This window comes from Pseudomonas sp. NY8896, from assembly GCF_039634505.1.
The window spans coordinates 4,227,468-4,253,689 of record NZ_CP132350.1; the positions used below are offsets into that span (position 1 = coordinate 4,227,468).

The 26,222-nt window shown below is 61.9% G+C and carries 25 protein-coding genes; 15 read left to right on the forward strand and 10 right to left on the reverse strand.

From position 1 onward, the window contains the following. Window positions 1–2: 2 nt before the first annotated feature. A complete protein-coding gene (locus Q9451_RS18855) occupies window positions 3–1,409 on the reverse strand; it encodes a cytosine permease (protein WP_012271914.1) in 1,407 nt (468 codons plus the stop codon). A 316-nt stretch (window positions 1,410–1,725) separates the two neighbouring features. On the opposite strand from Q9451_RS18855, the gene Q9451_RS18860 reads away from it, so the two are divergent. The 11 genes from Q9451_RS18860 (at window position 1,726) to Q9451_RS18910 (ending at window position 12,532) form a co-directional block, all read left to right on the forward strand. Further along, entirely contained in the window at window positions 1,726–2,211 is a 486-nt protein-coding gene (locus tag Q9451_RS18860; protein WP_012271913.1) for a flavin reductase family protein, read from the forward strand. 75 nt (window positions 2,212–2,286) lie between these two features. Then, the gene (locus tag Q9451_RS18865) at window positions 2,287–3,327 is read left to right on the forward strand and encodes an LLM class flavin-dependent oxidoreductase (RefSeq protein WP_012271912.1); all 1,041 of its coding nucleotides are present in this window, start codon (window positions 2,287–2,289) and stop codon (window positions 3,325–3,327) included. Window positions 3,328–3,631: 304 nt separating this feature from the next. Then, entirely contained in the window at window positions 3,632–4,228 is a 597-nt protein-coding gene (locus tag Q9451_RS18870) for an amino acid synthesis family protein (RefSeq protein WP_003256068.1), read from the forward strand. Window positions 4,229–4,296: 68 nt separating this feature from the next. Continuing rightward, a complete protein-coding gene (locus tag Q9451_RS18875; protein ID WP_012271911.1) occupies window positions 4,297–5,130 on the forward strand; it encodes an alpha/beta fold hydrolase in 834 nt (277 codons plus the stop codon). Continuing rightward, window positions 5,127–6,608: an aldehyde dehydrogenase gene (locus Q9451_RS18880; RefSeq protein WP_012271910.1), complete on the forward strand. Its 1,482-nt coding sequence runs from the start codon at window positions 5,127–5,129 to the stop codon at window positions 6,606–6,608. Before Q9451_RS18875 ends, Q9451_RS18880 begins: the two co-directional genes overlap by 4 nt. A gap of 13 nt (window positions 6,609–6,621) precedes the next feature. Beyond that, the gene (locus Q9451_RS18885) at window positions 6,622–7,107 is read left to right on the forward strand and encodes a flavin reductase family protein (protein ID WP_012271909.1); all 486 of its coding nucleotides are present in this window, start codon (window positions 6,622–6,624) and stop codon (window positions 7,105–7,107) included. 88 nt (window positions 7,108–7,195) lie between these two features. Continuing rightward, the gene (locus Q9451_RS18890; RefSeq protein ID WP_012271908.1) at window positions 7,196–7,585 is read left to right on the forward strand and encodes a carboxymuconolactone decarboxylase family protein; all 390 of its coding nucleotides are present in this window, start codon (window positions 7,196–7,198) and stop codon (window positions 7,583–7,585) included. Window positions 7,586–7,673: 88 nt separating this feature from the next. Continuing rightward, window positions 7,674–8,426: a GntR family transcriptional regulator gene (locus tag Q9451_RS18895; protein ID WP_003256074.1), complete on the forward strand. Its 753-nt coding sequence runs from the start codon at window positions 7,674–7,676 to the stop codon at window positions 8,424–8,426. Window positions 8,427–8,428: 2 nt separating this feature from the next. After that, window positions 8,429–8,992, forward strand: a complete 564-nt coding sequence (locus Q9451_RS18900) for an NUDIX hydrolase (protein ID WP_012271907.1) — start codon at window positions 8,429–8,431, stop codon at window positions 8,990–8,992. Window positions 8,993–9,075: 83 nt separating this feature from the next. Beyond that, window positions 9,076–10,248, forward strand: a complete 1,173-nt coding sequence (locus tag Q9451_RS18905; protein ID WP_012271906.1) for a zinc-dependent metalloprotease family protein — start codon at window positions 9,076–9,078, stop codon at window positions 10,246–10,248. A gap of 100 nt (window positions 10,249–10,348) precedes the next feature. Next, window positions 10,349–12,532, forward strand: a complete 2,184-nt coding sequence (locus tag Q9451_RS18910; protein ID WP_012271905.1) for an ATP-binding protein — start codon at window positions 10,349–10,351, stop codon at window positions 12,530–12,532. 21 nt (window positions 12,533–12,553) lie between these two features. Here Q9451_RS18910 and Q9451_RS18915 read toward each other — a convergent pair whose 3' ends face one another. Then, window positions 12,554–13,186 (reverse strand): LysE family translocator, encoded by a 633-nt coding sequence (locus Q9451_RS18915; RefSeq protein WP_012271904.1) that lies wholly within the window; start codon window positions 13,184–13,186, stop codon window positions 12,554–12,556. A 66-nt stretch (window positions 13,187–13,252) separates the two neighbouring features. Continuing rightward, the gene (locus tag Q9451_RS18920; RefSeq protein WP_012271903.1) at window positions 13,253–13,867 is read right to left on the reverse strand and encodes a LysE family translocator; all 615 of its coding nucleotides are present in this window, start codon (window positions 13,865–13,867) and stop codon (window positions 13,253–13,255) included. Between the two features lie 110 nt (window positions 13,868–13,977). Between Q9451_RS18920 and Q9451_RS18925 the strand changes: the two genes are divergently transcribed. Beyond that, on the forward strand, window positions 13,978–14,430 hold the full coding sequence (locus tag Q9451_RS18925) for an Lrp/AsnC family transcriptional regulator (protein ID WP_012271902.1): 453 nt from the start codon (window positions 13,978–13,980) through the stop codon (window positions 14,428–14,430). Window positions 14,431–14,781: 351 nt separating this feature from the next. Continuing rightward, a complete protein-coding gene (locus Q9451_RS18930; RefSeq protein WP_012271901.1) occupies window positions 14,782–16,194 on the forward strand; it encodes a cytosine permease in 1,413 nt (470 codons plus the stop codon). A gap of 63 nt (window positions 16,195–16,257) precedes the next feature. On the opposite strand, the gene Q9451_RS18935 is transcribed toward Q9451_RS18930, so the two are convergent. The 5 genes from Q9451_RS18935 to glnT all read right to left on the reverse strand — a co-directional run bounded on the left by Q9451_RS18935 (window position 16,258) and on the right by glnT (window position 22,051). After that, the gene (locus tag Q9451_RS18935; protein WP_012271900.1) at window positions 16,258–17,562 is read right to left on the reverse strand and encodes an ammonium transporter; all 1,305 of its coding nucleotides are present in this window, start codon (window positions 17,560–17,562) and stop codon (window positions 16,258–16,260) included. Window positions 17,563–17,701: 139 nt separating this feature from the next. Further along, a complete protein-coding gene (locus tag Q9451_RS18940) occupies window positions 17,702–19,027 on the reverse strand; it encodes an FMN-binding glutamate synthase family protein (protein WP_345960705.1) in 1,326 nt (441 codons plus the stop codon). A gap of 15 nt (window positions 19,028–19,042) precedes the next feature. Continuing rightward, window positions 19,043–19,717 carry a protein glxC gene (locus tag Q9451_RS18945; protein WP_012271898.1) on the reverse strand — a complete coding sequence of 225 codons (675 nt, stop codon included), beginning with the start codon at window positions 19,715–19,717 and terminating at the stop codon, window positions 19,043–19,045. A gap of 27 nt (window positions 19,718–19,744) precedes the next feature. Further along, a complete protein-coding gene (locus Q9451_RS18950; RefSeq protein ID WP_012271897.1) occupies window positions 19,745–20,650 on the reverse strand; it encodes a glutamine amidotransferase family protein in 906 nt (301 codons plus the stop codon). A 66-nt stretch (window positions 20,651–20,716) separates the two neighbouring features. Then, the gene (gene glnT / locus Q9451_RS18955; protein ID WP_012271896.1) at window positions 20,717–22,051 is read right to left on the reverse strand and encodes a type III glutamate--ammonia ligase; all 1,335 of its coding nucleotides are present in this window, start codon (window positions 22,049–22,051) and stop codon (window positions 20,717–20,719) included. A gap of 278 nt (window positions 22,052–22,329) precedes the next feature. Between glnT and Q9451_RS18960 the strand changes: the two genes are divergently transcribed. Together Q9451_RS18960 and Q9451_RS18965 are read left to right on the forward strand one after the other, a co-directional pair. Next, entirely contained in the window at window positions 22,330–22,923 is a 594-nt protein-coding gene (locus Q9451_RS18960) for a cupin domain-containing protein (RefSeq protein WP_012271895.1), read from the forward strand. A gap of 295 nt (window positions 22,924–23,218) precedes the next feature. Continuing rightward, window positions 23,219–24,148 carry a DMT family transporter gene (locus Q9451_RS18965; RefSeq protein ID WP_012271894.1) on the forward strand — a complete coding sequence of 310 codons (930 nt, stop codon included), beginning with the start codon at window positions 23,219–23,221 and terminating at the stop codon, window positions 24,146–24,148. A 71-nt stretch (window positions 24,149–24,219) separates the two neighbouring features. Here Q9451_RS18965 and Q9451_RS18970 read toward each other — a convergent pair whose 3' ends face one another. Both Q9451_RS18970 and Q9451_RS18975 read right to left on the reverse strand, forming a co-directional pair. Then, window positions 24,220–25,092 carry an RHS repeat-associated core domain-containing protein gene (locus tag Q9451_RS18970; RefSeq protein WP_071984368.1) on the reverse strand — a complete coding sequence of 291 codons (873 nt, stop codon included), beginning with the start codon at window positions 25,090–25,092 and terminating at the stop codon, window positions 24,220–24,222. Window positions 25,093–25,265: 173 nt separating this feature from the next. Continuing rightward, complete coding sequence (locus Q9451_RS18975; RefSeq protein ID WP_012271892.1) at window positions 25,266–26,174, reverse strand: LysR family transcriptional regulator; 909 nt, start codon at window positions 26,172–26,174, stop codon at window positions 25,266–25,268. Window positions 26,175–26,222: the final 48 nt, after the last annotated feature.

Genomic DNA, 26,222 nt, shown 5'->3' on the forward strand with positions numbered 1-26,222 from the left:
TATCAGTCATTGACACTCACAACCCGCCCCGCCTTCTCGCCAGCCTTGCCCCGAGTCGCCAGGCAGTAATACAGCGGCACCGTGACAATCAGCCCGAACAGCCAGGACAAGTCCGCCCCTTCGACGATGTTGGAATACGGCCCCACATACAACGACGTATTGGCAAACGGCAACTGCACCAGGATGCCGCAAGCATAGGCAATGATCGCGTGGTGGTTGAAGCGGCCATAGATGCCACCGTCTGCACTGAAGATCGAGGCGATGTCGTACTGCCCCTTCTTGATCAGGTAGAAGTCGATCAGGTTGATCGAAGCCCACGGCACCAGCACCAGCAGCAGCGCCAGGATCAGGCCGATGAAGTGGCCGATGAAGTCCGCAGAAGCGTTCAGCGCAACCATCGCGCAGCCAACCAGAATCACCGACGCCAGGATCACCCGCACTTTGATGCTCGGCGTCCACTCGGCCATGAAGGTCTGGATCGCCGTGACGATCGACAGCACCGCGCCATACAGGTTAAGGGCGTTGTGGCTGATGATGTTGAGCAGGAACAGCACCATCAGGACCGGGCCCAGCCAGCCAGTGGCCTGCTTCACCGCGTCCATCGCATCGGTTCCTTCCGGTACGCACAGCACCGCCACCGCACCAAAGCTGAAGCACAGGATGGTGCCCAGGGTGGCGCCGAAATAGGTAGCCCAGAACGGCCTGGCAATACCCACTTCACGCGGCAGGTAGCGCGAGTAGTCGGAGGTGTAAGGCGAGAAACTGATCTGCCAGATGGTGCCCAGCGACACGGTGGCGATGAAACCGGACAGGTTGAACGCGCCGCGGCTGAAGAAGTCGGCCGGCAGGTCCTGGATGAACATCATGATGAAACCGGCCAGCAAGGCCGAACCCATCACCCAGGTACCGATACGGTTGAGGATGTGGATGAAGCGGTAACCGATCACACCAATGGCGGTGGCGCTCAGGGCGCCGATCACAATGGCGCCGGGCATCGGCACGCTCGGGGCGATACCGTGGATGGTCTTGCCTGCCAGGACAATGTTGGAAATAAAGAAGCCGACATAGATCAGCGCGGTGAAGAACACGATCAGCAGCGCGCCGTATCGGCCAAACTGGCCACGGCTCTGCACCATCTGTGGAATGCCCAGCTGCGGTCCCTGCGCAGAGGCCAGGGCGATGACCACGCCCCCAACCAGATGGCCCAGCACGATGGCGATCAACCCCCACAGCAGGTTCAGGTGGAACACCTGGACCACCATGGCGCCGGTGACGATGGGCAGTGGCGCAATGTTGGTGCTGAACCAGAGGGTGAACAGGTCGCGCGCCTTCCCGTGGCGCTCGGCAGGTGGAACGTAATCGACCGTGTGATTCTCGACAAACTGGTGTTGCGATGACGGTTGGGACATGGTTTTCAGCTCGAAAGGTCGTTTTTATCTTTGTAAGGAAACCGCATCTAGGCGGCCTCTCAGCTGCAGACCATATTATGGTATTCCAAACTTTTGACAACACTGATCCGCAGTAAAAAACGCCCGCTGATCCGCTTGCAAAAGCCCTGCGACAAACCACCTCACCGCTCAAGACCACGATATACGTGGCCTTGAGCCGTTCATCGTGAAAAACCAGGGCTGAAAATTCCGCTTGCAAAATAGGTATTACGGTATACCATCAGACACATCAACGATAAAAACCGCGGACCACCGCAGCCTTTTAGAGGTACTTCCGATGATCGACGCAACCGTCTACAAGAACGTCCTGGGCTCCTTCCCATCCGGCGTTACCGTCATCACCACCCTGGACGACGACGGCTCGGTCGTCGGCCTGACCGCCAGCGCCTTCTCTTCCCTGTCGATGGACCCGCCGCTGGTGCTGTTCTGCCCCAACTACACCTCCGACTCCTACCCGGTACTGATCAAGCAGAAGCGCTTCGCCATTCATCTGCTGTCCGGTGAACAGCAAGCCGAAGCCTATGCGTTCGCCAAGAAGGGCAAGGACAAGGCCAGCGGCATCGAGTGGACCCTGAGCGAACTGGGCAACCCTGTCCTGGCCGGCGCCACCGCCGTCATCGAATGTGAACTGTGGCGTGAGTATGAAGGTGGCGACCACGCCATCATGGTCGGCAAGGTGCACAACCTGATTGTCCCTGCGCAAGCGCCCCGGCCGATGGTGTACTGCCGCGGCAAGATGGCCAGCCTGCCGGCCTTTGCCTGAAGCCTATTCTGAATCGACACCCCTGGCGCCTCCCCTGCCCGGCGCCAGACCCTTTCAAGCGTTGAGGAAAGCCCCATGAAATTTTCGTTGTTCGTGCACATGGAACGTTGGGATGAACAGGTCAGCCACCGCCAGCTGTTCGAAGACCTGACCGAACTGACCCTGATGGCCGAAAACGGCGGTTTCAGCACCGTGTGGATCGGCGAACACCACGCCATGGAGTACACCATTTCGCCAAGCCCGATGCCGCTGCTGGCCTACCTGGCCGCACGTACCGACAAGATCCGCCTGGGCGCCGGCACCATTATCGCGCCGTTCTGGAACCCGATCCGCGTTGCCGGTGAATGCGCCCTGCTGGACGTGATCAGCAACGGCCGCATGGAAGTGGGCCTGGCCCGTGGCGCCTACCAGTTCGAGTTCGACCGCATGGCCAATGGCATGCCGGCCACCGACGGCGGCAAGGCGCTGCGTGAGATGGTGCCTGTGGTACGCAAGCTGTGGGAAGGCGACTACGCCCATGACGGCGAAGTCTACAAGTTCCCCACCTCCACCAGCGTGCCGAAACCATTCAACGCGACGCCGCCGATGTGGATTGCCGCCCGCGACCCCGACTCGCATAACTTCGCCGTGGCAAACGGCTGCAACGTCATGGTCACCCCACTGATGAAGGGTGACGAAGAAGTCCTGGACCTGAAGAACAAGTTCCAGGCCGCCTTGGACAACAACCCGGACGTACCGCGCCCACAACTGATGGTGCTGCGCCACACCCACGTGCACAGCCCAGCCGAACCGGATGGCTGGAAGGTCGGTGCCCAGGCCATCTCGCGCTTCTACCGGACCTTCGACGCCTGGTTCGGCAACAAGACCACCCCGGTCAACGGCTTCCTCGAGCCAAGCCCGGAATCGAAGTTTGCCGAAGTGCCGGCGTTTCAGCTGGAGAACATCCGCAAGAACACCATGATCGGCACCCCGGAAGAAATCATCGCGCGCATCAAGTACTACCAGGAACTCGGCGTCGACGAGTTCAGCTTCTGGTGCGACAACAGCCTGCCCCACGCCGAGAAGAAAAAGTCGCTGGAGCTGTTCATCAAGGAAGTGGTGCCGGCGTTCGCCTGAATTCCCTTTGCCTGAATCATTGCGGGACGCGCCCGCTCCCGTGGGCCCCTTCGGCCTGCGTGAGCGGGCTTTTTTTTGAAACCTGCACTGCCTCTTCGCGGGTAAACCCGCTCCCACAGGAATACGCGGTCCCTTGTGGGAGCGGGTTTACCCGCGAAGAGGCCAGTGCAGACACCACAAAAATCAAGGCATCAGGCCACCTTTCGTCCCCCGGCAAGAGAAATTTCCTGACACCTCTTGCACAACAAATATTATGGTATACCATCAGACAACAAGAGCTGATAACCCTCACCAGGAGCCACCCATGAGTTTCGAAATCCGCAAGATCGTCACCTACTCCGAAGAGACCCGCATCGAAGGCGGCAAGGCCACCGACAAACCGGTGACCATGGTCGGCCTGGCCGTCGTGATCAAGAACCCATGGGCCGGTCGCGGTTTCGTTGAAGATCTGAAGCCGGAAATTCGCGCCAACTGCTCGGAACTGGGTGCCCTGATGGTCGAGCGCCTGACCGCCGCCATCGGCGGTGCCGACAAGATCGAAGCCTACGGTAAGGCTGCTGTGGTCGGCGCCGACGGCGAAATCGAGCACGCCTCGGCCGTGATCCATACCCTGCGCTTCGGCAACCACTACCGCGAAGCGGTACAGGCCAAGAGCTACCTGAGCTTCACCAACAAGCGCGGCGGCCCAGGCACCTCGATCCAGATCCCGATGATGCAGAAGGACGACGAAGGCCTGCGCTCGCACTACATCACCCTGGAGATGCAGATCGAAGACGCCCCGCGCGCCGACGAAATCGTCGTGGTCCTGGGCGCAGCCGATGGTGGCCGCCTGCATCCGCGCATCGGCAACCGCTACATCGACCTGGAAGAACTGGCTGCCGAAAAAGCCAACGCTCAATAACAACAACCAAGACGGGCCGGGGCGTGGCGTGCTTACCCGCCGCGCCCGACCTTCAAGGAGCGCCCTCCATGATTCAGCCTGTCGCTGAACGCACACCTGCCGGCACCAGCTACCTGGCTGTCGGTCAGGGCCAACCCGTGGTTCTGATCCACGGCGTGGGCCTGAACAAGGAAATGTGGGGCGGTCAGTTCGTTGGCTTGGCCAACGACTACCGCGTCATCGCCTACGACATGCTCGGCCACGGTCAAAGCCGCGTACCGGCCGCCGACACACCGCTGGAAGGCTATGCCGACCAGCTCGCCGAACTGCTTGACCACCTGCAAATTGCCCAGGCCACCGTGATCGGCTTCTCCATGGGCGGCCTGGTTGCCCGAGCATTTGCCCTTAACCACCCGCAGCGCCTGACTGCCCTGGTGGTGCTCAACAGCGTGTTCAACCGCACCCCGGAGCAAAGCGCTGGCGTGATTGCCCGCGCGGCCCAGGCGGCGGAGCTGGGCCCCGATGCCAACGTCGATGCAGCCCTGGACCGCTGGTTCAGCCGTGAATACAAGGCAGCCAACCCGGCGCAGGTCGCCGCCATTCGCCAGGTACTGGCGAGCAACGACCCGCAGGGCTACCACACCACTTATTCGCTGTTCGCCACCCAGGACATGTATCGCGCCAATGACCTGGGCAGCATCCAGGTGCCGACGCTGATCGCCACCGGCGAACTCGACGCTGGCTCCACCCCGGCCATGACCCGCCAGCTCGCCGCCAGCATTCCAGGCGCACACAGTGTGGTCCTCGCCGAGCAACGGCATATGATGCCGGTGGAAGCACCCCGTGAAGTCAACAAGATGCTGCTGGACTTCCTCGCGCAAGCCCGCACCCTCACCGAATCCGCCAAGGGGATTGTTGCATGACCCTCGTTCGTTTCCAGATGTGCATCGACGGCCAATGGCGCGATGCCCAGAGCGGCAAGACCTTCGACAGCCTCAACCCGGCCACCGCCCAGGCCTGGGCGCAACTGCCCGACGCCGACGAAGCCGATGTGGAGCTGGCCGTACAGGCCGCCCAGCGTGCCTTCGACAGCAAAGAGTGGCGCAGCATCACCGCCACCGCACGCGGCAAGCTGCTGCGTCGCCTGGGCGACCTGATTGCCGAGAACAAGGAACACCTGGCCCAGCTGGAAAGCCGTGACAACGGCAAGCTGATCCGCGAAACCCGCGGCCAGGTTGGCTACCTGCCAGAGTTCTTCCACTACACCGCAGGCCTGGCCGACAAACTCGAAGGCGGCACCTTGCCGCTGGACAAGCCCGACCTGTTCGCCTACACCGTACACGAGCCTATCGGCGTGGTGGCCGGGATCATCCCCTGGAACAGCCCGCTGTACCTCACCGCGATCAAGCTGGCCCCGGCCCTGGCCGCCGGTAACACCATCGTGCTCAAACCGTCCGAGCACGCCTCGGCGACCATCCTTGAGCTGGCCCGCCTGGCCCTCGAAGCCGGCTTCCCGGCCGGCGTGGTCAACGTGGTCACCGGTTACGGTCCAACCACCGGCGCAGCGCTCACCCGCCACCCGCTGGTGCGCAAGATCGCCTTCACCGGCGGCGCTGCCACCGCCCGCCACGTGGTGCGCAGCAGTGCCGAGAACTTCGCCAAGCTGTCGCTGGAGCTGGGCGGCAAGTCGCCGAACATCATCTTCGCCGACGCCGACCTGGACAGTGCCATCAACGGTGCCGTGGCCGGCATCTATGCAGCCTCCGGGCAAAGCTGCGTGGCCGGTTCGCGCCTGCTGGTGCAGGACGAGATCTTCGACGAATTCGTCGAGCGCCTGATTGCCCGCGCCAAGCGTATCCGCATCGGCAACCCGCAGGACGACGCCAGCGAAATGGGCCCAATGGCCACCGCACAGCAACTGGCCGTGGTCGAAGGCCTGGTGGCTGCGGCCAAGGCCGAGGGTGCCAAGCTGCACCTGGGCGGCAAGCGTGCCGAGGTTGAAGGTGACGGCTGGTTCTACGAACCGACCCTGTTCGAGTGCGACAGCAACTCGATGACCATCATGCAGGAGGAAGTCTTCGGCCCGGTCGCCGCGGTGATCCGCTTCAAGACCGAGGAAGAAGCCCTGGCCATCGCCAACGACTCCCAGTTCGGCCTGGCTGCCGGCATCTGGACCCGCGACCTGGGCCGTGCCCACCGCCTGGCCCGTGACGTGCGCTCGGGGATCATCTGGGTCAACACCTACCGCGCCGTGTCGGCCATGGCGCCGATCGGTGGCTTCAAAAACAGCGGCTACGGCCGCGAGAGCGGCATCGATTCGGTGCTGGCCTATACCGAGCTGAAGACCGTGTGGATCAACCTGTCCACCGCACCGATGCCCGACCCGTTTGTGATGCGTTAGGAGGTAGCACGAGATGATCGAACCCGGCATCTACAAAGACGTGATGGGCTCCTTCCCGTCCGGCGTCACGGTAGTCACCACCCTGGACGCCGACGGCGCCATCGTCGGCATCACCGCCAGCGCCTTCAGCGCGCTGTCGATCGACCCGGCACTGGTGCTGTTCTGCCCTAACTATGCCTCCGACACCTACCCGGTTTTGCGTGACAGCAAGCAGTTCGCGATACACCTGCTGTCCGCCGAGCAAACCGCCGAAGCCTATGCTTTCGCCGGCAAGGGCAAGGACAAGGCCAAGGGTGTCGAGTGGCACCTGAGCGAGCTTGGCAACCCGCTGCTGGCCAAGGCCACGGCGATCATCGAGTGCGAACTGTGGCGCGAGTATGACGGCGGTGACCACGCGATCATCGTCGGGGCGGTGAAGAATCTGGTGCTGCCCGAGCAGCCGGTAACGCCGATGGTTTACCACAAAGGCAAACTCGGCGCCCTGCCGCCCTTGGGTTGACGTACGCCAACACCGATCCCCTGTTTTAGGGGCCGCGCTATCGTCTCACCCTCGGTTGCGGCCCCTGTTTTATTCCGGAGTACTGCACATGAGCAATGAAACGTACGAAAAAGGCCTGAAGATCCGCACCCAGGTGCTGGGCGAGGACTACGTCAACCGCTCGATCCAGAACGCCGACGCGTTCACCCAGCCGTTGCAGGAGCTGGTCACCGAATACTGCTGGGGCCACGTCTGGGGCCGCGAAGGCCTCTCGCTCAAAGAGCGCAGCATGATAAACTTGGCCATGATTTCCGCGCTCAACCGGCCCCACGAGCTCAAGCTGCACATTCGCGGCGCATTGCGCAATGGCCTGAGCCGTGAACAGATTCGCGAGATCCTGCTCCAGGTCGGCATTTATTGCGGCGTACCCGCGGCGGTGGACAGTTTCCGCCTGGCCCGTGAAGCGTTTGCCGAAGCCGATGCGGAGTCAACCCGTTAACAACGGGCTGTTCGAACCACTGCATGGAAAGCCTCGGTTCGGGGCGTTCCGCGATGTTGGCGCAACAGCCTCATAAAGAGCGCACCTGATGAAACGCCAGCCACTCGACGACAGCTTCAAGGTCAACCGCAACCCCGTTACCCTGCGCGAAATCGTGCTCGACAAGCTGCGCGCCGCGATCATGAACTTTCACCTGCTGCCAGGCGACCGCCTGGTCGAGCGCGACCTCTGCGACCGCTTGGGCGTCAGCCGTACTTCGGTGCGTGAAGCCCTGCGCCACCTGGAGTCCGAAGGCCTGGTGGAATTCGCCGACGCCAAAGGCCCGCGCGTGGCCATCATTACCCTGGAAGACGCCCGCGACATCTACGAACTGCGCTGTGTGCTCGAAGGCCTGATCGTGCAGCTGTTCACCCTCAACGCCAAGGCCAAGGACATCCGTGCTCTGGAGCGCGCGCTGGAGGTCAACCGCGAAGCACTGGAAGAAGGCGAGCTGCAACAGGTGCTGGATTCGGTACAAGGCTTTTACGATGTGCTGCTGGAAGGCTCCGGCAACCAGGTGGCGGCGCAGCAGCTGCGCCAGTTGCAGGCCCGCATCAGCTACCTGCGCGCCACCTCGGTGTCGCAGGAAAACCGCCGTGGTGCCAGCAACCGCGAAATGGAAAAGATCGTCGAGGCGATCAAGGGGGGCGACCCACTGGTGGCCCACCAGGCCTCGGTCGACCACGTCCGCGCCGCCGCCAAGGTGGCCCTGGACTACCTGCGCCAGAAGCAGGATGACAACGCCAAGGTGCGCGACATTGTCGAGCCCCTGGCCCTGAAGGAACCCCGCATAGGCCGCTGATCATGCCCAACGCCCCGCGCTACTGCCCGCACTGCACCACGGAACTGGCCCGGGGCGTTCCCACAGGCGACACCCATGAACGCCTGCACTGCACCGGCTGCGGCTACATCCATTACATCAACCCGAAGATCATCGCCGGCTGCATCATCGAGCGCGATGGCAAGTACCTGCTGTGTCAACGCGCCATCCCGCCGCGGCCGGGCACCTGGACTTTACCCGCCGGGTTCATGGAGGCTGGGGAAACCACCGAGCAGGCGGCATTGCGCGAAGTGTGGGAAGAAACCGGCGTTCGTGCGGACATCGTCTCACCCTATTCGATCTTCAGCGTGCCGAAAATCAGCGAGGTGTACATCATCTTCCGCGCCAGCGTCACCGAAGAGACCGGGCAGTACGGGCCGGAGACCCTGGCTTACAAGTTCTTCGAACCGGATGAAATCCCCTGGGATCAAATCTACTACCCGGCGATCCGGCAGATTCTCGAGCGCTATATCCTCGAGCGCCAGGCCGGGGTGTATGGCATATACATGGGCAATGACGACACCGGCAAGGTGCACTTCATTCGCTGAAACCGGCGAACCACCTAGTAAAACTGCCAGGTTCCAGTTCCGCAACGGGTTGCTAGCGTATGCACTCCACTCGGAGTGTGCCCATGAAGATCTGGAATCGCCTCCTGTGCCTGCTGCTAACGACAACGCTAGCTGCCTGTTCGACCATCAACCCGCCAGTGCAGGCTACCAGGGCGGCGTGGATCCCCGAACAGTGGCAGGTGCGCATCAATCCACAGAGCATTGATACGGACACCCAGCGCCTGAGCCTTGTAATTCCCGGCGAGGGGCGTCTCCTGGCAGACCGGATAGCAGTCCATACGCTGCCAGACGGCACGATTGCCTGGCATGGCACTCTCATCGCTGAGAGTGCCGCCCCTGCAGCAAACGGTTCGCTCAAGGCCGCCCTGAACAGCATCATTCTGATCCGCTCCAGCAACCGAGTTAGCGGAATCATCCGCCGCGATGGCCAGGCTTACAGCCTCCTTCCCAGTGGGGATGCAACGGTACTGAGCAAGATCGACGCAGCGAAGCTGCCTCCCGACCACGATCCGTCAATACCAAGTGGGGCAATGCTCGGCCCCCGCCAACATGTCGCAATAGCGCCTTACCAGCCGGGCCATGCCACTATTCGGGTACTGGTTGTCGCTTCGCGTCAGGCTGACGAAGCCAGCGAAGACTTGAGAGCAATGGCTCATCTGGCCATCGAGGAGTCGAACCAGACCTTCGACGAAAGCGGAATCGATCTTTCGCTGGAACTTGCAGACGTGTTCCCACTGGACTACGAGCAGTCATTCAGTCCGAACTGGGATTTGGACAGGCTCATGAAGATCGATGACGGTTACATGGACGAAGTCCATGATATGAGAGACACCTTGAAGGCCGACGTGGTGGTTTTGCTACGTGACAACGCCAACACGAGCTGTGGATTTGCCGGTGAGATCGGCGCCAGCGCCGAGACTGCATTCACCGTAGTAAACGTGCGCTGCATCGGGGTCGGGAGATTCACCTTTGCCCATGAAATCGGCCACCTTTTAGGGGGGGCACATGATAACGCAAGCGGTCCGTTTGCCTATGGCCATGGCTACGCTCATGAGCCAGCGGACGGACCAAAATTGTATACCGTCATGACCGCTTTCAGACTGGATACGGTCCGGCTACCTTACTGGTCAGACCCGCAGCGCGAGGTGGACGGTATCCGGTTGGGGGACAAGGACACCGCCGATAACCACCGTTTACTCGAAGAGCGCAAAGGGATCGTGGCGGGTTTTCGCTAACAGCTCACCACTCGCCTGGCTGACCGCTACAAAACACTCGCAAATCACGCCATCTCAGTGCATCTTTTAGCTTCTCAAGCTAAAGGATCGGCATCAGGCCATGGCGAAATGGTTAGACGGCGGCGGCTTGATGGCCGAACGCATCCGCAACCACGACTGGACACGTACCAGCCTCGGCCCGCTCGAGGCCTGGCCGGATGCACTCAAGACCACCGTGGCGCTGTGCCTGGCCTCGCGCTTCCCACAGGCCGTGTTGTGGGGCCCCGACCTGCTTACCCTGCACAACGACGCCTTCTTGCCAATCCTCGGGCAGAAACCCTTGGCCCTGGGCGTCCCCTTCCGCGAGGTCTGGCAAGAAGCTTGGGCCGACATCAGCAGCATGGCCGACCGTGCATTGGCCGGTGAAGCGGTGTACATCGAAGACTTCCCGTTGGCGATCGTGCGTAACGGCTGCCCCGAGCGTGCCTATTTCACCTTCTGCTACAGCCCGATACGCGGCCATGACGGCAAGGTGCTGGGCATGCTCGACACGGTCACCGAAACCACCGCCAGCGTGGTCACCAACCAGCGCCTGAATTTTCTCGACAACCTTGGGCGCGCCGTGACCGAGGCCAACGACCCGGACCAGATCATGGCCATCACCACCCGCATGCTGGTCGAGCACCTTGGCCTGTCCAGCTGTGCCTATGCGGTGATGGAGCCGGACCAGGATGGCTTCACTATCTGCGGCGACGCGGTGGCACCCGGTTCACCACGCCTGGTGGGCCAGTACCACCTGCATGACTTCGGCCACATGGCGGTCAGCCGACTGCGCAGCGGCCTGGCTTTGGTGATCAACGACAACCTCCGCGAGCTGGCGGCTGACGAGGCGGCAACCTTTCAGGCCATCGGCATTACGGCCACTATCTGCATACCGCTGATCAAGGGTGGCAGGTTGACGGCGCTGATGGCCATTCATGACCGCGTGCCAAGGGTATGGACCGACTACGAGCAAGCGCTGATCGGCGAAGTGACCGAACGTTGCTGGGCGCATATCCAGCGGGTGCAGGCCAATGCCGAAGTGCGCGAGGCCATGGCAGCGCTGGAGGCGCTCAACGCCACCCTGGAGCACCGCGTCGAAGAACGTACTACCCAGTTGCTGCACACCGAAGCCGTACTGCGCCAGGCACAAAAGCTGGAAGCCATCGGCCAGCTGACAGGTGGTGTCGCCCACGACTTCAACAACCTGCTGACCATCATCCGGTCCTCGCTGCACTTTCTGCAGCGCCCCGACCTGGACGAGAAACGCCGCGAACGCTACATCAAGACCATGTCCGACACCGTGGACCGCGGCGCCAAGCTGACCGGCCAACTGCTTGCCTTTGCCCGCCGCCAGGCCCTCAGCCCGCAAGTGTTCGAGGCCGGCCCTCGGTTGGAAGCCATGGCCGAAATGCTCGACACCGCCACCGGCGCACGCATCCAGGTCGCACTGAAGCTGCCGCAGGCGCCCTGCCATATCCGCGCCGACCTCAGCCAGCTGGAAACGGCGGTGATCAACCTGATGCTCAACGGACGCGACGCCATGGCCGGCGAAGGTACGTTGCTGCTGCGTCTGCAGGCCGACCAGAGCCTGCCTGCCCTGCGCGGCCAGGCGCCGCAGCCTGGCCCGTTTGCGGCCATCTCGGTGAGCGACAGTGGTGTCGGTATTGCCAGCGAGCTGCTGGAGCGCATTTTCGACCCGTTCTTCACCACCAAGGCGCCGGGTGAAGGCACCGGGCTGGGGTTGTCGCAGGTGTTCGGGTTTGCCAAGCAGTCTGGCGGTGACGTGCAGGTGCACAGCGTTCAGGGCCAGGGCACCACCTTTACCCTGTACCTGCCACAGGAGACACCGCCCGCAGCCTTGCCGGCGGATGCCCCAAGCAGCAGCCAGGCGCAGGCGCAGGGCGAACGACGGCGAATACTGGTGGTGGAGGACAACCCTGATCTTGGCAACTTCACCGCTCAAATCCTAGAAGACCACGGCTATCGGATCAGCTATGCGCGCTCGGCGGAAGAGGCCCTGACGCAGCTGGAGGGACCGGCAGGTGACTTTGATGCGGTGTTTTCCGATGTGGTCATGCCCGGCATGGGCGGCCTGGCGCTGGCCCGTGAGCTGCGCCGCCTGCACCCACGGTTGCCGGTGATCCTCACGTCGGGTTACAGCGAGGCGATTGCCGAAGGCGGGCACCAGGGGTTCACCTTCCTGGCCAAGCCCTATTCGGCAGAACAGGTGTGCCGCCTGCTCGGGAAAGTGCTGGGCAACTGAACCCACGCTTGTGATGGGCGATCAGCGGCGCCCTTCCGCCAGCATGCGCACGGCAAGGCCAGCCAGTACCGTACCCATCAACCAGCGCTGAACCTGCTGCCACAATGGGCGACCGGCAAGGAACACGGCGATGGATCCGGCCATGATCGCGATCATGGCATTGACCGTGACGCTGATGGCGATCTGCGTCGAACCCAGTACCAGCGATTGCAACAGCACACTGCCGTGCCCCGGTTCGATGAACTGCGGCATCAGCGACAGGTACATGACGGCGATCTTCGGGTTCAGCAGGCTGGTGGCAAAGCCCATGGTGAACAACCGCCTCGGGCTGTCGGCAGGCAGGTCACGCACCTGGAACGGCGAACGACCACCGGGGCGCAGCGCCTGCCAGGCCAGGTACAACAGGTACAGCGCACCGCCGATGCGCAACGCATCGTAGGCAAAGGGTACGGCCATCACCAGGGCAGTGATGCCCAACGCGGCGCAGAACATATAGATAACGAAGCCCAGGGCCACACCGCCGAGGGAAATCAACCCGGCCTTGCGGCCCTGACAGATCGAGCGGGAGATCAGGTAGATCATGTTCGGCCCTGGGGTAAGGACCATGCCAAGGCAGATCAGGGCGAAGGTGAGCAGTTGGGTGATATCGGGCATGGGGCACATCCTTGTTGTGCGTTGGGCTGCAGCGAGTTTATCCGAAGCCATCGCATACAGGTGAGTTCAGTTGATTTGCCCTGCAATCAGTCCCAAGGCTACTGCAATCATTGCCACCCCCGACACCCGCCCGACCAAATTCGCCGCCCCTGGCCGTGTGCTCAGTACCGCCTTGGCGCCGTAACCCACCAGCGAATAGATCACCAGTGAACTGCACAGGTGCACCAGCCCCAGCAACAAGATCTGCAACGGCACCGGCCAGCTCGACTGCGGGTCGGTGAACTGCGGCAACAAGGCCAGGAACAGCAGGAACACTTTCGGGTTCAGGCCACTGACGCAAAACCCCTTGAACGCCCAGCGCGAACCCGACTCCCCCGCACCGCCCTGCCCGGCCGCCGGCAATGCCGGGCTCAGCAACAGGTTGCCGCCCAGCCATAGCAGGTAGCTGCAACCCGCCAGGGTCAGCAAGGTCAGCGCCAAGGGGTGACCTGCCAGCAGGCTGCCGACCCCGGCCGCCACCACCAGCGTGGCCAGAAAATGCCCCGACAACATCCCCACCACCGCCGGCATCACCCAGCGCCCGCGCATGCCCGCCGAGATGGCGTAGGCCCAGTCTGCACCCGGGGTTATCACGAACAGCATCGACACGGCCCAAAACGCCGTCAGCACACTGATAGCCACTTGAATCTTCCTTATCTACTGCGTTGGATGTCGAAAGATTACGGATTCCGCCCGGGGATTTTCTTTCGTATATTCCCCCTCTTCATTTATTTACTGGAAGACTCTCCCCCATGGACCGAACAGATCGAAAAATCCTTGCCGAACTGCAAAAGGATGGGCGGCTGTCGGTAACCGAGCTGGCCGACCGCGTAGGGCTCAGCCTGTCGCCCTGCCATCGGCGCTTGAAGGCGCTGGAAGAGTCCGGAGCGATTCTGGGCTATCACGCCCGCTTGGCGCCGAGCGCCCTGGGGCTGAACTTTGCCGCGTTGGTGTTCGTTACCCTGCGCGAGGTAACCCGCCAACCGGTGGCGGACTTTGAAGCGGCACTGGCGGAGATCCCGCAGATCGTCGAGGCGCAGCGGCTGTTCGGCGACCCGGATTATTTGCTGCATGTGGTGGCCAAGGACCTGCCGGCGTTTCAGAAGCTGTATGACGAGAAACTGACCAGCATTCCCAATGTGAAGCGCCTGAGTTCGACCTTGGTGATGAAAGAGGTGATCCAAGACCGGTTGTTGCCGATGTAGCCGTTTGCTCCTGTGCTGGCCCTTTCGCGGACAACCCCGCGAAAGGGCCATTACTGGCAACCATTCAGCTGCCCTGAAAATGGGCATGATGCACCAGCAAAGCCCACCACTTGCTACGGGCAAAGGGCTCACCCCCTCTATCCCAAGCCTTCCCGCCTGCTGGCACCCTCCTTGCTACCGTCCCCCGCTTAAGCTTTTGTCAGCCTTAGGTTTTTTAAGGTTTATGGGTACATATTTACTAATTTCTCGTTATCCCCGCGCCCCGCATCATCGCTCCAACAAGAACGCGTCGCCCATCGCCGGCACGCCCCCGGGCAGCTCCCGATGCCCTACCTTGCCTTGGAGTCAGTCATGACCAGTGCAGCCAATTCGGCACCCCTGATAGAAAAACACACGATCGGCTATGTGCCCCCGCAAGACCGCCATGGAAAGGTAAGGGATCTGTTCACACTGTGGTTCGGCGGCAACATCGCGCCGCTACCCATCGTCACCGGCGCGCTGGGCGTGCAGTTGTTCCACCTGAACTTGGTATGGGGCATCGTCGCCATCCTGGTCGGCCACCTGGTCGGCGGTGTGCTGATGGCGCTGCACTCGGCCCAGGGCCCGCAAATGGGCATCCCGCAGATGATCCAGAGCCGCGCCCAGTTCGGCACCCTCGGTGCGCTGCTGGTGGTAGTGATCGCCGGCGTCATGTACATCGGCTTCTTCGCGTCCAACATCGTGCTTGCCGGCAAGTCACTGCATGGCGTGGTCGACGCCGTACCGGTACCGGTCGGCATCGTCATCGGTGCATTGGGCTCGGGCATCATCGGCATCATCGGCTACCGCTTCATTCACGTGCTCAACCGCATCGGCACCTGGGTGCTGGGCATCGGCATCGTGGTCGGCTTCGGCTACATCTTCACCCATGTACAAAGCGACGACTTCCTCACCCGCGGCGGCTTCAACCTGGCTGGCTGGTTGGCCACCGTTTCGCTGGCGGCGCTGTGGCAAATCGCTTTTGCGCCCTATGTGTCGGACTATTCACGCTACCTGCCGGCAGATGTGAAAGTCAGCTCGACGTTCTGGACCACCTACCTGGGCTCAGCCCTGGGTTCGAGCCTGTCGTTCATTTTCGGCGCCGTGGCCGTGCTGGCGATCCCGGCCGGCATGGACACCATGGACGCGGTCAAACTGGCCACCGGCACCCTCGGCCCGATCATGCTGGTGCTGTTTCTGCTCAGCGTCATCAGCCACAATGCCCTCAACCTGTATGGTGCGGTGCTGTCGATCATCACCCTGATCCAGACCTTCGCCTACCGTTGGATCCCTACCGCCAAGAGCCGCGCCGTGCTGTCGTTGATCGTGCTGGCAGCCTGCAGCGTGGTAGCGGTGTTCGCTTCGGCGGACTTCATCGGCCACTTCGTCGACATGGTGCTGGTGCTGCTGGTGGTGCTGGTGCCGTGGACGGCGATCAACCTGATCGACTTTTATGCCATTCACAAGGGCGACTACGACATCCAGTCGATCTTCCAGGTCGATGGCGGTATCTACGGCCGTTACAACCCACAGGCGCTGATCGCCTATGCGGTGGGTATCGTGGTGCAGATCCCGTTCATGAACACACCGCTGTATGTCGGGCCGATTTCCGAGCACATCAACGGGGCTGACCTGTCGTGGCTGGTAGGGCTGGCGATTACTTCACCGCTGTACTGGTGGCTGGCCAGCCGTGACAGTGCCTACCGTCGCCGGCAGATGAGTGCCAAGTTGGCCATGGGGCACTGATTCAAACTGCACCGGCCCCTTCGCGGGTAAAACCACGAAGAGGCCGGCAGGCAGAACGTGTTGTCAAAGGTTATAAGCGCGCTCATTGTGCTCCGCCAGGTCCAGCCCTTGCTCTTCTTCCTCTCGGCTGGCCCGCAACCCGATGGTCAGCTTGATGGCCGCGAGAATTACCCAGCTCACCACGAAGCAGTAAACGAAGGTGAACGCCACACCCTTCAACTGCACCAGTGCTTGCCCAATGGGCGATGCGCCTTCCACATAGCCACCCAGTGCCGGCGCGGCAAACACACCGGTCAGAATCGCCCCGACCATCCCACCCACACCATGCAGCCCGAACACATCAAGGCTGTCGTCATACCCTAGCGCCTGCTTGAGCCGGGTCACGGCAAAGAAGCAGATGGCCCCGGTCAACACACCGATCACCAGTGCCCCCAGCGGCCCGACGAATGCGCAGGCCGGTGTAATACCCACCAGCCCCGCCAGTGCCCCCGACGCAGCACCCAAGGCAGTCGGTCGACCATGCATCACCTTCTCGGTCAGCAACCAACCGACAATCCCCGCGCAGGCCGCCACCATGGTCGCCAGCATCACCACCCCTGCCCCCTGGTTCGCGGCAAGCCCCGACCCAACGTTGAAGCCGAACCAGCCCACCCACAACAACCCCGCGCCCACCAGAGTAAAACCCAGGTTATGCGGCGGCATGGCCACCTGCGGGTAGCCCTTGCGCTTGCCCAGCATCAACGCCGCCGCCAAGGCCGCCACGCCGGAATTGATGTGCACCGCAGTGCCGCCGGCGAAGTCCAGCACCCCCCAGTTGACCATCAGTGCCCCCGGCCCGCCCCATACCATATGGGCAATAGGTGCATACACCAGCACGAACCACGCCGTCATGAACAGCAACGAGGCGGTGAACTTCATGCGCTCGGCAAAACCACCGGCAATCAGCGCTGGGGTGATGATGGCGAACGTCAGCTGAAACACCGCAAACACACCTTCGGGGATGGTGCCGACCAGGCTGTCATGGCCGATATCCAGCATCAGCGCCTTGTCCAACCCGCCGATGAAACTGTTGAAGGTGAGCTGGCCCTCGACCATGCCGGTGGTATCGACCACCAGACTGTAGCCGAACAGCACCCAGATAATGCCGATAACGCCGGCCACGGCGAACAGCTGGGTGAACACCGAAAGAAAGTTCTTGGCCCGCACCATGCCGCCGTAAAACATCGCCAGGCCGGGGATGCACATCATCAGCACGAACATCGCGGCGCAGATCATCCAGGCGGTGTTGCCGGTGTCCAGGGTGGTTTCGGCGGCAGTGGCCTGGGTGGCCAGGGCTAACAACATTACAGCGAGGGTGAGGTGCTTCATGACGTCACTCCTGTGGGAATGGTGGGTGGCTTTGGGGCTGCTGTGCAGCCCATCGCGACACAAGGCCGCTCCTACAAGGGACCGTGTAGGAGCGGCCTTGTGTCGCGAATGGGCCGCAAAGCGGCCCCCGATGCTCAACTCAATACTGCGCCTGCCCTGGCACCCAGGCAGTCCCCGCCAACGGCACCCGCGCCATCGCCGCAGCCTCCACGGTCAACGCCACCAGGTCCTCCGGGTCTAGGTTGTGCAGGTGCGACTTGCCACACGCCCGCGCCATGGTCTGCGCCTCCAGCACCAGCACCCGCAGGTAGTTCGCCAGCCGGCGCCCCGCCTCTTCCGGGTTCAGGCGCTTGGCCAGCTCGGGGTCCTGGGTGGTGATGCCGGCCGGGTCGCGGCCGTTCTGCCAGTCATCATAGAAGCCGGGGGCCGAGCCAATCTTCTTCAGCTCACTGTCCAGACGCGGATGGTTGTCACCCAAGGCGATCAATGCCGCCGTGCCAATAGCCACCGCATCGGCCCCCAAAGCCATGGCCTTGGCCACGTCGGCACCGTTGCGAATGCCCCCCGAGACAATCAGCTGTACCTTGCGGTGCATGCCCATTTCCTGCAGCGCCTGCACCGCCTGCGGGATGGCCGGCAGAATCGGGATGCCGACATGCTCGATGAACACTTCCTGAGTCGCTGCGGTACCGCCCTGCATGCCATCGAGCACGATCACATCAGCACCCGCCTTAACCGCCAGCTTGACGTCGTAGTACGGGCGGCTGGCGCCGATCTTCACGTAGATCGGCTTTTCCCAGTCGGTGATCTCGCGAATCTCGGCAATCTTGATCGCCAGGTCGTCCGGGCCGGTCCAGTCCGGATGGCGGCAGGCACTGCGCTGGTCGACGCCGACCGGCAAGGTGCGCATGCCGGCCACTCGCTCGGTCACTTTCATGCCCAGCAGCATGCCGCCACCGCCCGGCTTGGCGCCCTGGCCGAGGACGATCTCGATGGCGTCGGCCTTGCGCAAGTCGTCGGGGTTCATGCCGTAGCGCGATGGCAGGTACTGATACACCAGGTGCTGCGACTGGCCGCGCTCTTCCGGGGTCATGCCGCCGTCGCCAGTGGTGGTGCTGGTGCCAGCGATGGTCGCACCACGGCCCAGCGCTTCCTTGGCGTTGGCCGACAGCGCGCCGAAACTCATGCCGGCGATGGTCACTGGGATTTTCAGGTGAATCGGTTTTTTCGCAAAGCGGTTGCCCAGCACCACATCAGTGCCGCACTTCTCGCGGTAGCCTTCCAGCGGGTAGCGCGACACGCTGGCCCCCAGCAGCAGCAGGTCGTCGAAGTGGGGCACGCGGCGCTTGGTACCACCGCCGCGGATGTCGTAGATGCCGGTTTCGGCAGCACGCTGGATTTCCTGGATGGTCAGGCGATCGAAAGTGGCCGACTCACGCAGTACCGGGGGGAATTGCTCGCTCATTGGAATGCTCCTGGATCAATATGCGCTGGCGTTGTCGACTTTGAAGTTGTACAGCTGGCGGGCCGAGCCGTAGCGTTTGAAATCGGCAGCCTTATGGTCCAGGCCGGCCTTGTTCAGCAGTTCCTGCAGCTCTTGCAGGTGTTCGGCGCGCATCTCTTTTTCAATGCAGTCCGAGCCCAGCGACTGCACCGCGCCCTTGACGTAGATACGTACCTCGTACAGCGAATCGCCCAGTGCATCGCCGGCATCGCCGCAGACCACCAGGCGCCCGGCCTGGCCCATGAAGCAGCTCATGTGGCCGATGCTGCCGCCCACCACGATGTCCACGCCCTTCATGGAAATGCCGCAACGGGCACCGGCGTCACCCTCGATCACCAGCAACCCACCATGGGCGGTAGCACCGGCGGCCTGGGAAGCACTACCTTTGACCCGCACCGAGCCAGACATCATGTTCTCGGCCACCCCCACACCGACATTGCCATGCACGGTGACGCTGGCCTGCTGGTTCATGCCGGCGCAGTAGTAGCCAGCGTGGCCTTCGATATCCACGGCCACGGCAGCGTTGATGCCCACAGCCAGGTTGTGTTTGCCGTCCGGGTGGGTAACCCGCCATTCCTGGTCTTGCACCTCGCCATGCAGGGACTGGTTGAGCACGCGCACCGCAGTGTTGGAAAGGTCGATCGTTTTCATGAGGTTCTCCAGGGGTTCGATGGCAAGTCAGGCGCTTTCGCGCTCCCAGACGTACAAAGTGGCCGGCGCCGGCTCCCAGACCTTTGCGTGCTCGATGCCAGGCAAGCTGGCCAGCGCCTGGTATTCCGAAGCCATGGCCACGTAATCGTCGGTCTCGGCCAGCACCGCAGGCTTGCAGGCAATCGGGTCGCGGATCACGGCAAAGCCGTTGCGGGTGCCAATGGCGAACGTGAAGAAGCCGTCCAGGTCTTCCAGCGCGCCATCCAGGGCCTGGGCCAGGCTGTCCCCCTGTTGCAGGCGCCAGGTCAGGTAGCCGGCGGCCACTTCGGTGTCGTTGTCGGTCTCGAAGCTGATGCCTTCGCGCTTGAGTTTCTGGCGCAGGCGAAAGTGGTTGGACAACGAACCGTTGTGCACCAGGCACAGGTCGGCACCGGTAGAGAATGGGTGGCTGCCTTCCATGGTCACGGCGCTTTCGGTGGCCATGCGGGTATGGCCGATGATGTGGCTGCCCTTCATCGCGGCCAGGCCGAAGCGGCTGGAAATTTCTGCCGGCAACCCCATGCCCTTGAGAATTTCGATGCTCTGCCCGGCGCTCATGATGCGCACGTCGGGCGCCAGCTCGGCCAACGCAGCACGGGCGGTGGCTTCATCGGTGTGCACTTTGAGCACAGCAGCGCTGGCGTTCTGGAACCCGTTCAGCGAGCAGCCCAGGCGGCCTTCCAACTGGCCCATCAGGGTTGCCCAGGGGTAGTCGATGTCAGCGGCCTGCAGGGTCAACTTGACCCAGCCATCGGCCACCTCGTCGCCATAGATGGCAAAGCCGGCGCTGTCCGGGCCACGGTCGGTCATGGCTTCGAGCATGGGCTCGAAGAGCTTGCCAAGCTGGGCGTGCAGCTCGGGCTTTTTCAGGTACAGACCTACGATTCCACACATGGTGATGCTCCTTACTAGGCAGTGGGCGACCGCTTTGCTGCTGGCCGCCCAAGGGATTGGGGGCGGTCAGAAGAATTCGGTGTAGCGCTGGATTTCCCAGTCGGAAACGTGCCGGCAGTACTCCACCCACTCCATGCGCTTGAGCTTGATGAACTCGTCGACGATCTCGGCGCCCAGCACCTCGCGGAACAGCGGGTCGGTTTGAAGTGCGTCAACGGCTTCCTTCAGCGATTGCGGCAGGGTTTTGATGCCGCGCGCGGCAATGTCTTCAAGGCTCAGGTTGTAGAGGTTTTCATTGCACATCTCGCCTGGCTCCAACTGGCGGTCGATGCCATCGAGGCCGGCGGCAATGATTGCGGCGGTGACCAGGTACGGGTTGCAACCGGCGTCCGGCAAGCGGAATTCCAGGCGACCATAAGGAATGCGCACCATCGCCGAGCGGTTGTTGGCCCCCCAGGCTACGAAGGCCGGGGCCCACGTCGAACCCGACAACGAGCGCCCCACCACCAGACGCTTGTAGGAGTTGACCGTTGGCGCCGCGAAGGCACACAACGCCGGGCCGTGGGCCAGCAGCCCTGCAGCAAAGTGGTAGGCCAGCTTCGACAGGCCCATGCCGCTGCTGTCGGACGGGTCGTGGAACAGGTTCTTGTTGGTGCTGCTGGCCAGCGACAGATGAAAGTGCATGCCATTGCCAGCGCGCTTGGGGTCGGGCTTGGGCATGAACGAGCAGATCATCCCCAGGTCGTTGGCGATCTCGCCGGCGGCCATGCGGAAGAAGGTGAAACGGTCGGCCGACTCCATGGCGTCACTGTAGGTGTAGTTGATCTCGAACTGGCCGTTGGCGTCTTCGTGGTCGATCTGGTAGATGTCGAAACCCACCGGTTGCAACGCCTCGGTCAGGCGCTCGAGGAACAGCCGCGAGCGTGACAGGCCCTTGTAGTCGTAACACGGCTTGTCGAGGTTGTCGGAGGCATCCACCAGTTGCAGCTTGCCACCCTCGTCGCGGCGAAACAGGCTGAACTCGGGCTCAAGGCCGGTGTTCAGCGTCCACCCCTTTTCGGCCAGGCGCTGCACCTGCTGTTGCAACACGTGACGGCTGTCGTAGGGCCACGGCTGGCCGTTTACATGGCCCACGCATACCACGCGGCCATAACCCGGCTGCCATGGCACCGGAATCAAGGTCGTCAGGTCGCCGCGGGCCATGAAGTCCGGTCCGTGTGGCTCCATGCCCATGCCGCAGATGGCGAAGCCGGCAAAACCGGCGCCCTCTTCGGCGACCATCTTCAGGCCGGAGACCGGCACCGATTTGGTCTTCGCCGAGCCATGAATATCGACGAACTGCGCCAGCACGTACTTGATGCCGTGTTGGTCGAGCGTGCGCTGGGTTTCTGCTGGCAACATGGGTTGAACACTCCTGGGTAAGGGGCAATGATTCCGCACGAGAAAATTACTTTCCTCACAGGAATGCAACGAGCTTGCCAACTTATCCAAAGCGTTCTTTATCCAGGCCTGTACCCGCCAAGACGCCAGTACAGGCTGGGCAAAACCCAGGCAGCTTTTTATGCTCTATTTATGGGAAACTCGTTTTCTTCTGAGGAAAGAAGCGGCCACGCCGCTGCATTTCGCACTTTCCAAGTGCGAAAATATTATTCTTGAACTGAAACCGTGCAGGGCATTAGATGTCGACCGAAACCCAACCGCGCCTTCGCCTGGAGCAATACCTGGGCCTGCAGATCAAGCGCCAGCGCCAGGCCCAGTCCCTCAAGCTCGCCGACGTGGCGCGCATCGCCGGCATCAGCCAGGGCATGCTGAGCAAGATCGAGAATGCCCAGGTATCCACCAGCCTTGACACCCTAAGCCGCCTGTGCGACGTGCTGGGTATGCCGATGGCCAAGCTGTTCAGCCAATATGATCAGCCCGACGGCAATGCCCTGCTGGTAAAAGCCGGTGAAGGGCTGGAGGTGGTGCGCCGTGGCACCGAGAAGGGCCACACCTACCATTTGCTCAATCACGCCAGAGGGCCGAAGAAGCACTTCGAGGCTTACATGGTGAGCATGGACGACGCCAGCGAAGAGTTCCCGACCTTCGCCCACCCAGGCACCGAGTTCCTCCATTTGCTGGAGGGCGAACTGGTGTACCGCCACGGCAACCAGCTCTACCACATGCACGCTGGCGACAGCCTGACCTTCGACGGCGAAACCCCGCACGGCCCGGAGCAACTGGTGCAAGTGCCGATTCGCCTGCTGTCGATCATGAACTACGGCGACGAGTAGGACTGCGCTGCAAGGCAACCATCGATGTCGCGATCAGACAAGCACACGTCGCCCGCAATCGGCTGCAAAACCCTGTATACAAAAATAATACACACATCGACCAGCCCCGCGCCGTGGGCTGGACGACGTGGTAACCGCGAGTAAAACAGCCTCGCTTCACAATTCCAACGCTGTGGCGCCTTTTTGCACCGGGCAATTCGTCCGGGCTCATAACGATAAAACTCCCAGTATTAGAGACCCGCGCCGCGCCAGCCGGGAGTGTTTGCGCGCGCCACATTGTGAAGACTTGACTGCCATGATCGCGACTTCAATCCCCGTAGCCGGTGCTGCCACCGGCCACCGCAACGCCCTGTGCGTTGCCCATATTGCCGCTGTGTTGTTCGGCCTGACCGGCATTCTCGGTCACCTGATAGAAGCCGATGCCAGCATCATCACCTTCGGCCGCGCCACCTTCGCCTTCATTGCCTTGGGCTTCGTCGCCGGGCTCAAGGGGACACGCCTGCTCGATGCGCTGACCCTGCGCAACCTGCCAGTGCTGGGCCTGACCGGCGCCCTGCTGGCGACCCACTGGGTGACCTTCTTCATTGCCGTGAAAGTCGGTGGCGTAGCGGTTGCCACCCTGGGCTTCGCCAGCTTCCCGGCGTTCATCGCCATGGTCGAGCGTGGCGTGTTCGGCCAGCGCATCGGTGCGGTACAAGGTGTGCTGTTGCTGATGGTCACGGCCGGCCTGGTGCTGGTAGTACCCACCTTCGACCTGCTCGACAAAGGCACCCTCGGCCTGTTTTGGGGGTTGGGCTCGGGCCTGGCGTTCGCCTTGCTGACCGTAGCCAACCGCCGCAATGCATCGAGCATGAATGCCATGCAGGTAGCCTTCTGGCAAAACGTGGTGGTGGCCGTACTGGTGGCGCCGTTTGCCTTCACCCACCTGGGCAACACCAGCCTAGCCAGCAGCGACTGGATCAACCTGGCACTGCTCGGGGTGTTCTGCACCGGCCTGTCGCAATTCCTGTTCGTCAGGAGCCTGAAAGGGCTGGAAGCGCGCACGGCGGGCATGATCATCGCGCTGGAGCCGGTTTACGCGATCATGGGTGCCTGGTGGTTGTTTGGTGACCAGCCGAGCCTGCGTATGGCGGCGGGTGCCGCGTTGATCGTGCTGGCTACCCTTCTGGCGGCAGCGCGAAAGGCGCCAGCGGCGCAAGGCGATACCAGTCGCTGCGCGCATTGAATGTGTGTCCTGGGCGTGGCTCAACGCATGCCGTGCCTGCTTAACGAAAGCGAGAAGGCTTATTTCTGGAGTTAGCGTCGCCTAGGGGGTGGAGAAGGGGGCGCTTTTGGTGGTCCATAGCGCTCAAGCATCTCATCAAACCGGTCAATCTCCCTTTGGAAACGCACATCCCACATTGCTTTAGCTACTTCAGGCCACGCTGCCCCTGCAAGCTGCGGTCTCTCGTGCTGAGCAGCAGGAAGAGAGAAACCCTTAAGATCTCTTTTACGGACTTCGTAAGATTTAGAATTTCCGAGCCCTCGTGCGGGTTTGAAAGGTCCCACGCCCAAGACAAAAATATTCAGCTTCGCCTCATAGTGACCAACCGGCAAATGAAAAATGGGGCTACCAGCCACAAAATCCGCTGCAAACCCATTGGTTGCAAAATTGTATTTTAGGTCCCATCGAGTGTACGCATAGTGCGGAGCATCATGCTTATATAACCGTGCAACTACGACATTCTTTTCCATCGGCCCTCGATGTATTCCCTTCGCCACTTTCCGGAAATGCGAAAGCTGTGGGTGCAAGCTTGATGGAAAACCCTCCTTTTGCAAAATATTGATATCCAAGGTCGTTTGAGGGTTCACGTGCCCCCTGGACGTATTCCTGGAAGACCCAGAAGGATCAACATAATTCATAGGATCACCAGAGCAATAGGCATACGCATTTATCCCCCCGCCACCAAACGGGCTTAAAAAATCAGGACGGGTAAAACGGCAGATTGAAGGGCTGTACAGACGCCGACCATTTCCTAGCGGATACAAGCCACTTATCGTGTCAAACCACTGGCCGGCGAATCCGACAATGGGCGAATATTGTGATTTACCGGAAAAGCCGTAAGGTGTATAGGATTGACCATAAGTCGGGCGATTCTGGATACCAGCATTTCGAAGGTTGCATCTCATCTAGACTACTCCAGATTTCAAACATCGAATGCCTTCACCTTAAATAGATACGGGGGCTTTGAACACTGGCGTTTTTGACAGGTTACTTGGTTATATCGACCCTCGTGCTGGCGCTATCAGGTAGCAGACTTCGGCAACTGGCCGCACGTCTCCCACCGGTTACAGAAACATCTTCAAGGTGAATGGACTTCACCCGCTCCTGCCCCTTGCATATCAACACACAATTCAAGGAACCGCGAAGCCGCCCGCGACGGTGTAGCCGCATGCGGCACCAGTATGGAAAACCGCCGCACCAGTGCCTGGGGCGCCACCTGCAACCTGTGCAGCGCCCCATCCTCATGGCGGATGGACATCGCCGACACAAAACCAACGCCCATCCCCGCACGCACCGCCTCCTTCACCCCTTCCACCCCGGCAATCTCCAGCGCTACGCGCATCGCTACACCATCACGGGCAAATGCCCGCTCGACGATCTGCCGCACCCCCGAGCCGCTCTCGCGCAGCACCAACGGGTAGGCACCCAGCGACGCCAAGGCCTGCTGGTCACTGCCAGCCAGCGGATGACCACTGGGCACGATGGCAACGATCTCGTCCTCCCGCCAGGCCGTCACTGCCGTGCCCAAGGGCAACTCCTGCCCGGGCGGCCCTTCGATCAGGGCGATGTCGACACTGTCCAGCGCAGCGACGATTTCCGCCGTGTTGCCGTGCGATGTCGTCACCAGCACCTCCGGGTGGCGGGCATGGAAGTCGGCAATCAGGTAAGGCAGCAGGTAGCTGGCGGGTGTGGTACTGGCACCGATACGCAAGGTACCGCGCTCCAGGCCACGCATGGCCTCGCGCAATGCCTGGGCCTGGCGGAAGGTTTCGCGCAGGCGCTCGGCATGGGCCAGCAACTGCTCGCCGGCTGCCGTCAACCGCACACCACGGCCGGCACGTTGATAGAGCGGTTCGCCAAAGGCCTCCTGCAACAGCTTGAGCTGGCCGGACACCGCCGGCTGCGACAAGTGCAAGGCCTGGGCTGCATGGCTGATGTTGCCGTGCTCGGCAACGGTGGCGAACGTTATCAGCTGTTCTGGGGTCATGAATTAAAAATATCAGCTATTCGGATATTTGCCATCCTAAATTACGAT

Bases quoted from the DNA above. Each gene is read 5' to 3' on its own strand.
- Q9451_RS18970 (WP_071984368.1), bottom strand. From the start codon at position 25,092: ATGAGATGCAACCTTCGAAATGCTGGTATCCAGAATCGCCCGACTTAT.
- Q9451_RS18900 (WP_012271907.1), top strand. From the start codon at position 8,429: ATGCCCAACGCCCCGCGCTACTGCCCGCACTGCACCACGGAACTGGCC.
- Q9451_RS18935 (WP_012271900.1), bottom strand. From the start codon at position 17,562: ATGAAGCACCTCACCCTCGCTGTAATGTTGTTAGCCCTGGCCACCCAG.
- Q9451_RS18895 (WP_003256074.1), top strand. From the start codon at position 7,674: ATGAAACGCCAGCCACTCGACGACAGCTTCAAGGTCAACCGCAACCCC.
- Q9451_RS18960 (WP_012271895.1), top strand. From the start codon at position 22,330: ATGTCGACCGAAACCCAACCGCGCCTTCGCCTGGAGCAATACCTGGGC.
- Q9451_RS18950 (WP_012271897.1), bottom strand. From the start codon at position 20,650: ATGTGTGGAATCGTAGGTCTGTACCTGAAAAAGCCCGAGCTGCACGCC.
- Q9451_RS18855 (WP_012271914.1), bottom strand. From the start codon at position 1,409: ATGTCCCAACCGTCATCGCAACACCAGTTTGTCGAGAATCACACGGTC.
- Q9451_RS18870 (WP_003256068.1), top strand. From the start codon at position 3,632: ATGAGTTTCGAAATCCGCAAGATCGTCACCTACTCCGAAGAGACCCGC.
- Q9451_RS18860 (WP_012271913.1), top strand. From the start codon at position 1,726: ATGATCGACGCAACCGTCTACAAGAACGTCCTGGGCTCCTTCCCATCC.
- Q9451_RS18875 (WP_012271911.1), top strand. From the start codon at position 4,297: ATGATTCAGCCTGTCGCTGAACGCACACCTGCCGGCACCAGCTACCTG.
- Q9451_RS18965 (WP_012271894.1), top strand. From the start codon at position 23,219: ATGATCGCGACTTCAATCCCCGTAGCCGGTGCTGCCACCGGCCACCGC.
- Q9451_RS18915 (WP_012271904.1), bottom strand. From the start codon at position 13,186: ATGCCCGATATCACCCAACTGCTCACCTTCGCCCTGATCTGCCTTGGC.
- Q9451_RS18930 (WP_012271901.1), top strand. From the start codon at position 14,782: ATGACCAGTGCAGCCAATTCGGCACCCCTGATAGAAAAACACACGATC.
- Q9451_RS18885 (WP_012271909.1), top strand. From the start codon at position 6,622: ATGATCGAACCCGGCATCTACAAAGACGTGATGGGCTCCTTCCCGTCC.
- Q9451_RS18890 (WP_012271908.1), top strand. From the start codon at position 7,196: ATGAGCAATGAAACGTACGAAAAAGGCCTGAAGATCCGCACCCAGGTG.
- glnT (WP_012271896.1), bottom strand. From the start codon at position 22,051: ATGTTGCCAGCAGAAACCCAGCGCACGCTCGACCAACACGGCATCAAG.
- Q9451_RS18905 (WP_012271906.1), top strand. From the start codon at position 9,076: ATGAAGATCTGGAATCGCCTCCTGTGCCTGCTGCTAACGACAACGCTA.
- Q9451_RS18945 (WP_012271898.1), bottom strand. From the start codon at position 19,717: ATGAAAACGATCGACCTTTCCAACACTGCGGTGCGCGTGCTCAACCAG.
- Q9451_RS18910 (WP_012271905.1), top strand. From the start codon at position 10,349: ATGGCGAAATGGTTAGACGGCGGCGGCTTGATGGCCGAACGCATCCGC.
- Q9451_RS18925 (WP_012271902.1), top strand. From the start codon at position 13,978: ATGGACCGAACAGATCGAAAAATCCTTGCCGAACTGCAAAAGGATGGG.
- Q9451_RS18940 (WP_345960705.1), bottom strand. From the start codon at position 19,027: ATGAGCGAGCAATTCCCCCCGGTACTGCGTGAGTCGGCCACTTTCGAT.
- Q9451_RS18865 (WP_012271912.1), top strand. From the start codon at position 2,287: ATGAAATTTTCGTTGTTCGTGCACATGGAACGTTGGGATGAACAGGTC.
- Q9451_RS18880 (WP_012271910.1), top strand. From the start codon at position 5,127: ATGACCCTCGTTCGTTTCCAGATGTGCATCGACGGCCAATGGCGCGAT.
- Q9451_RS18975 (WP_012271892.1), bottom strand. From the start codon at position 26,174: ATGACCCCAGAACAGCTGATAACGTTCGCCACCGTTGCCGAGCACGGC.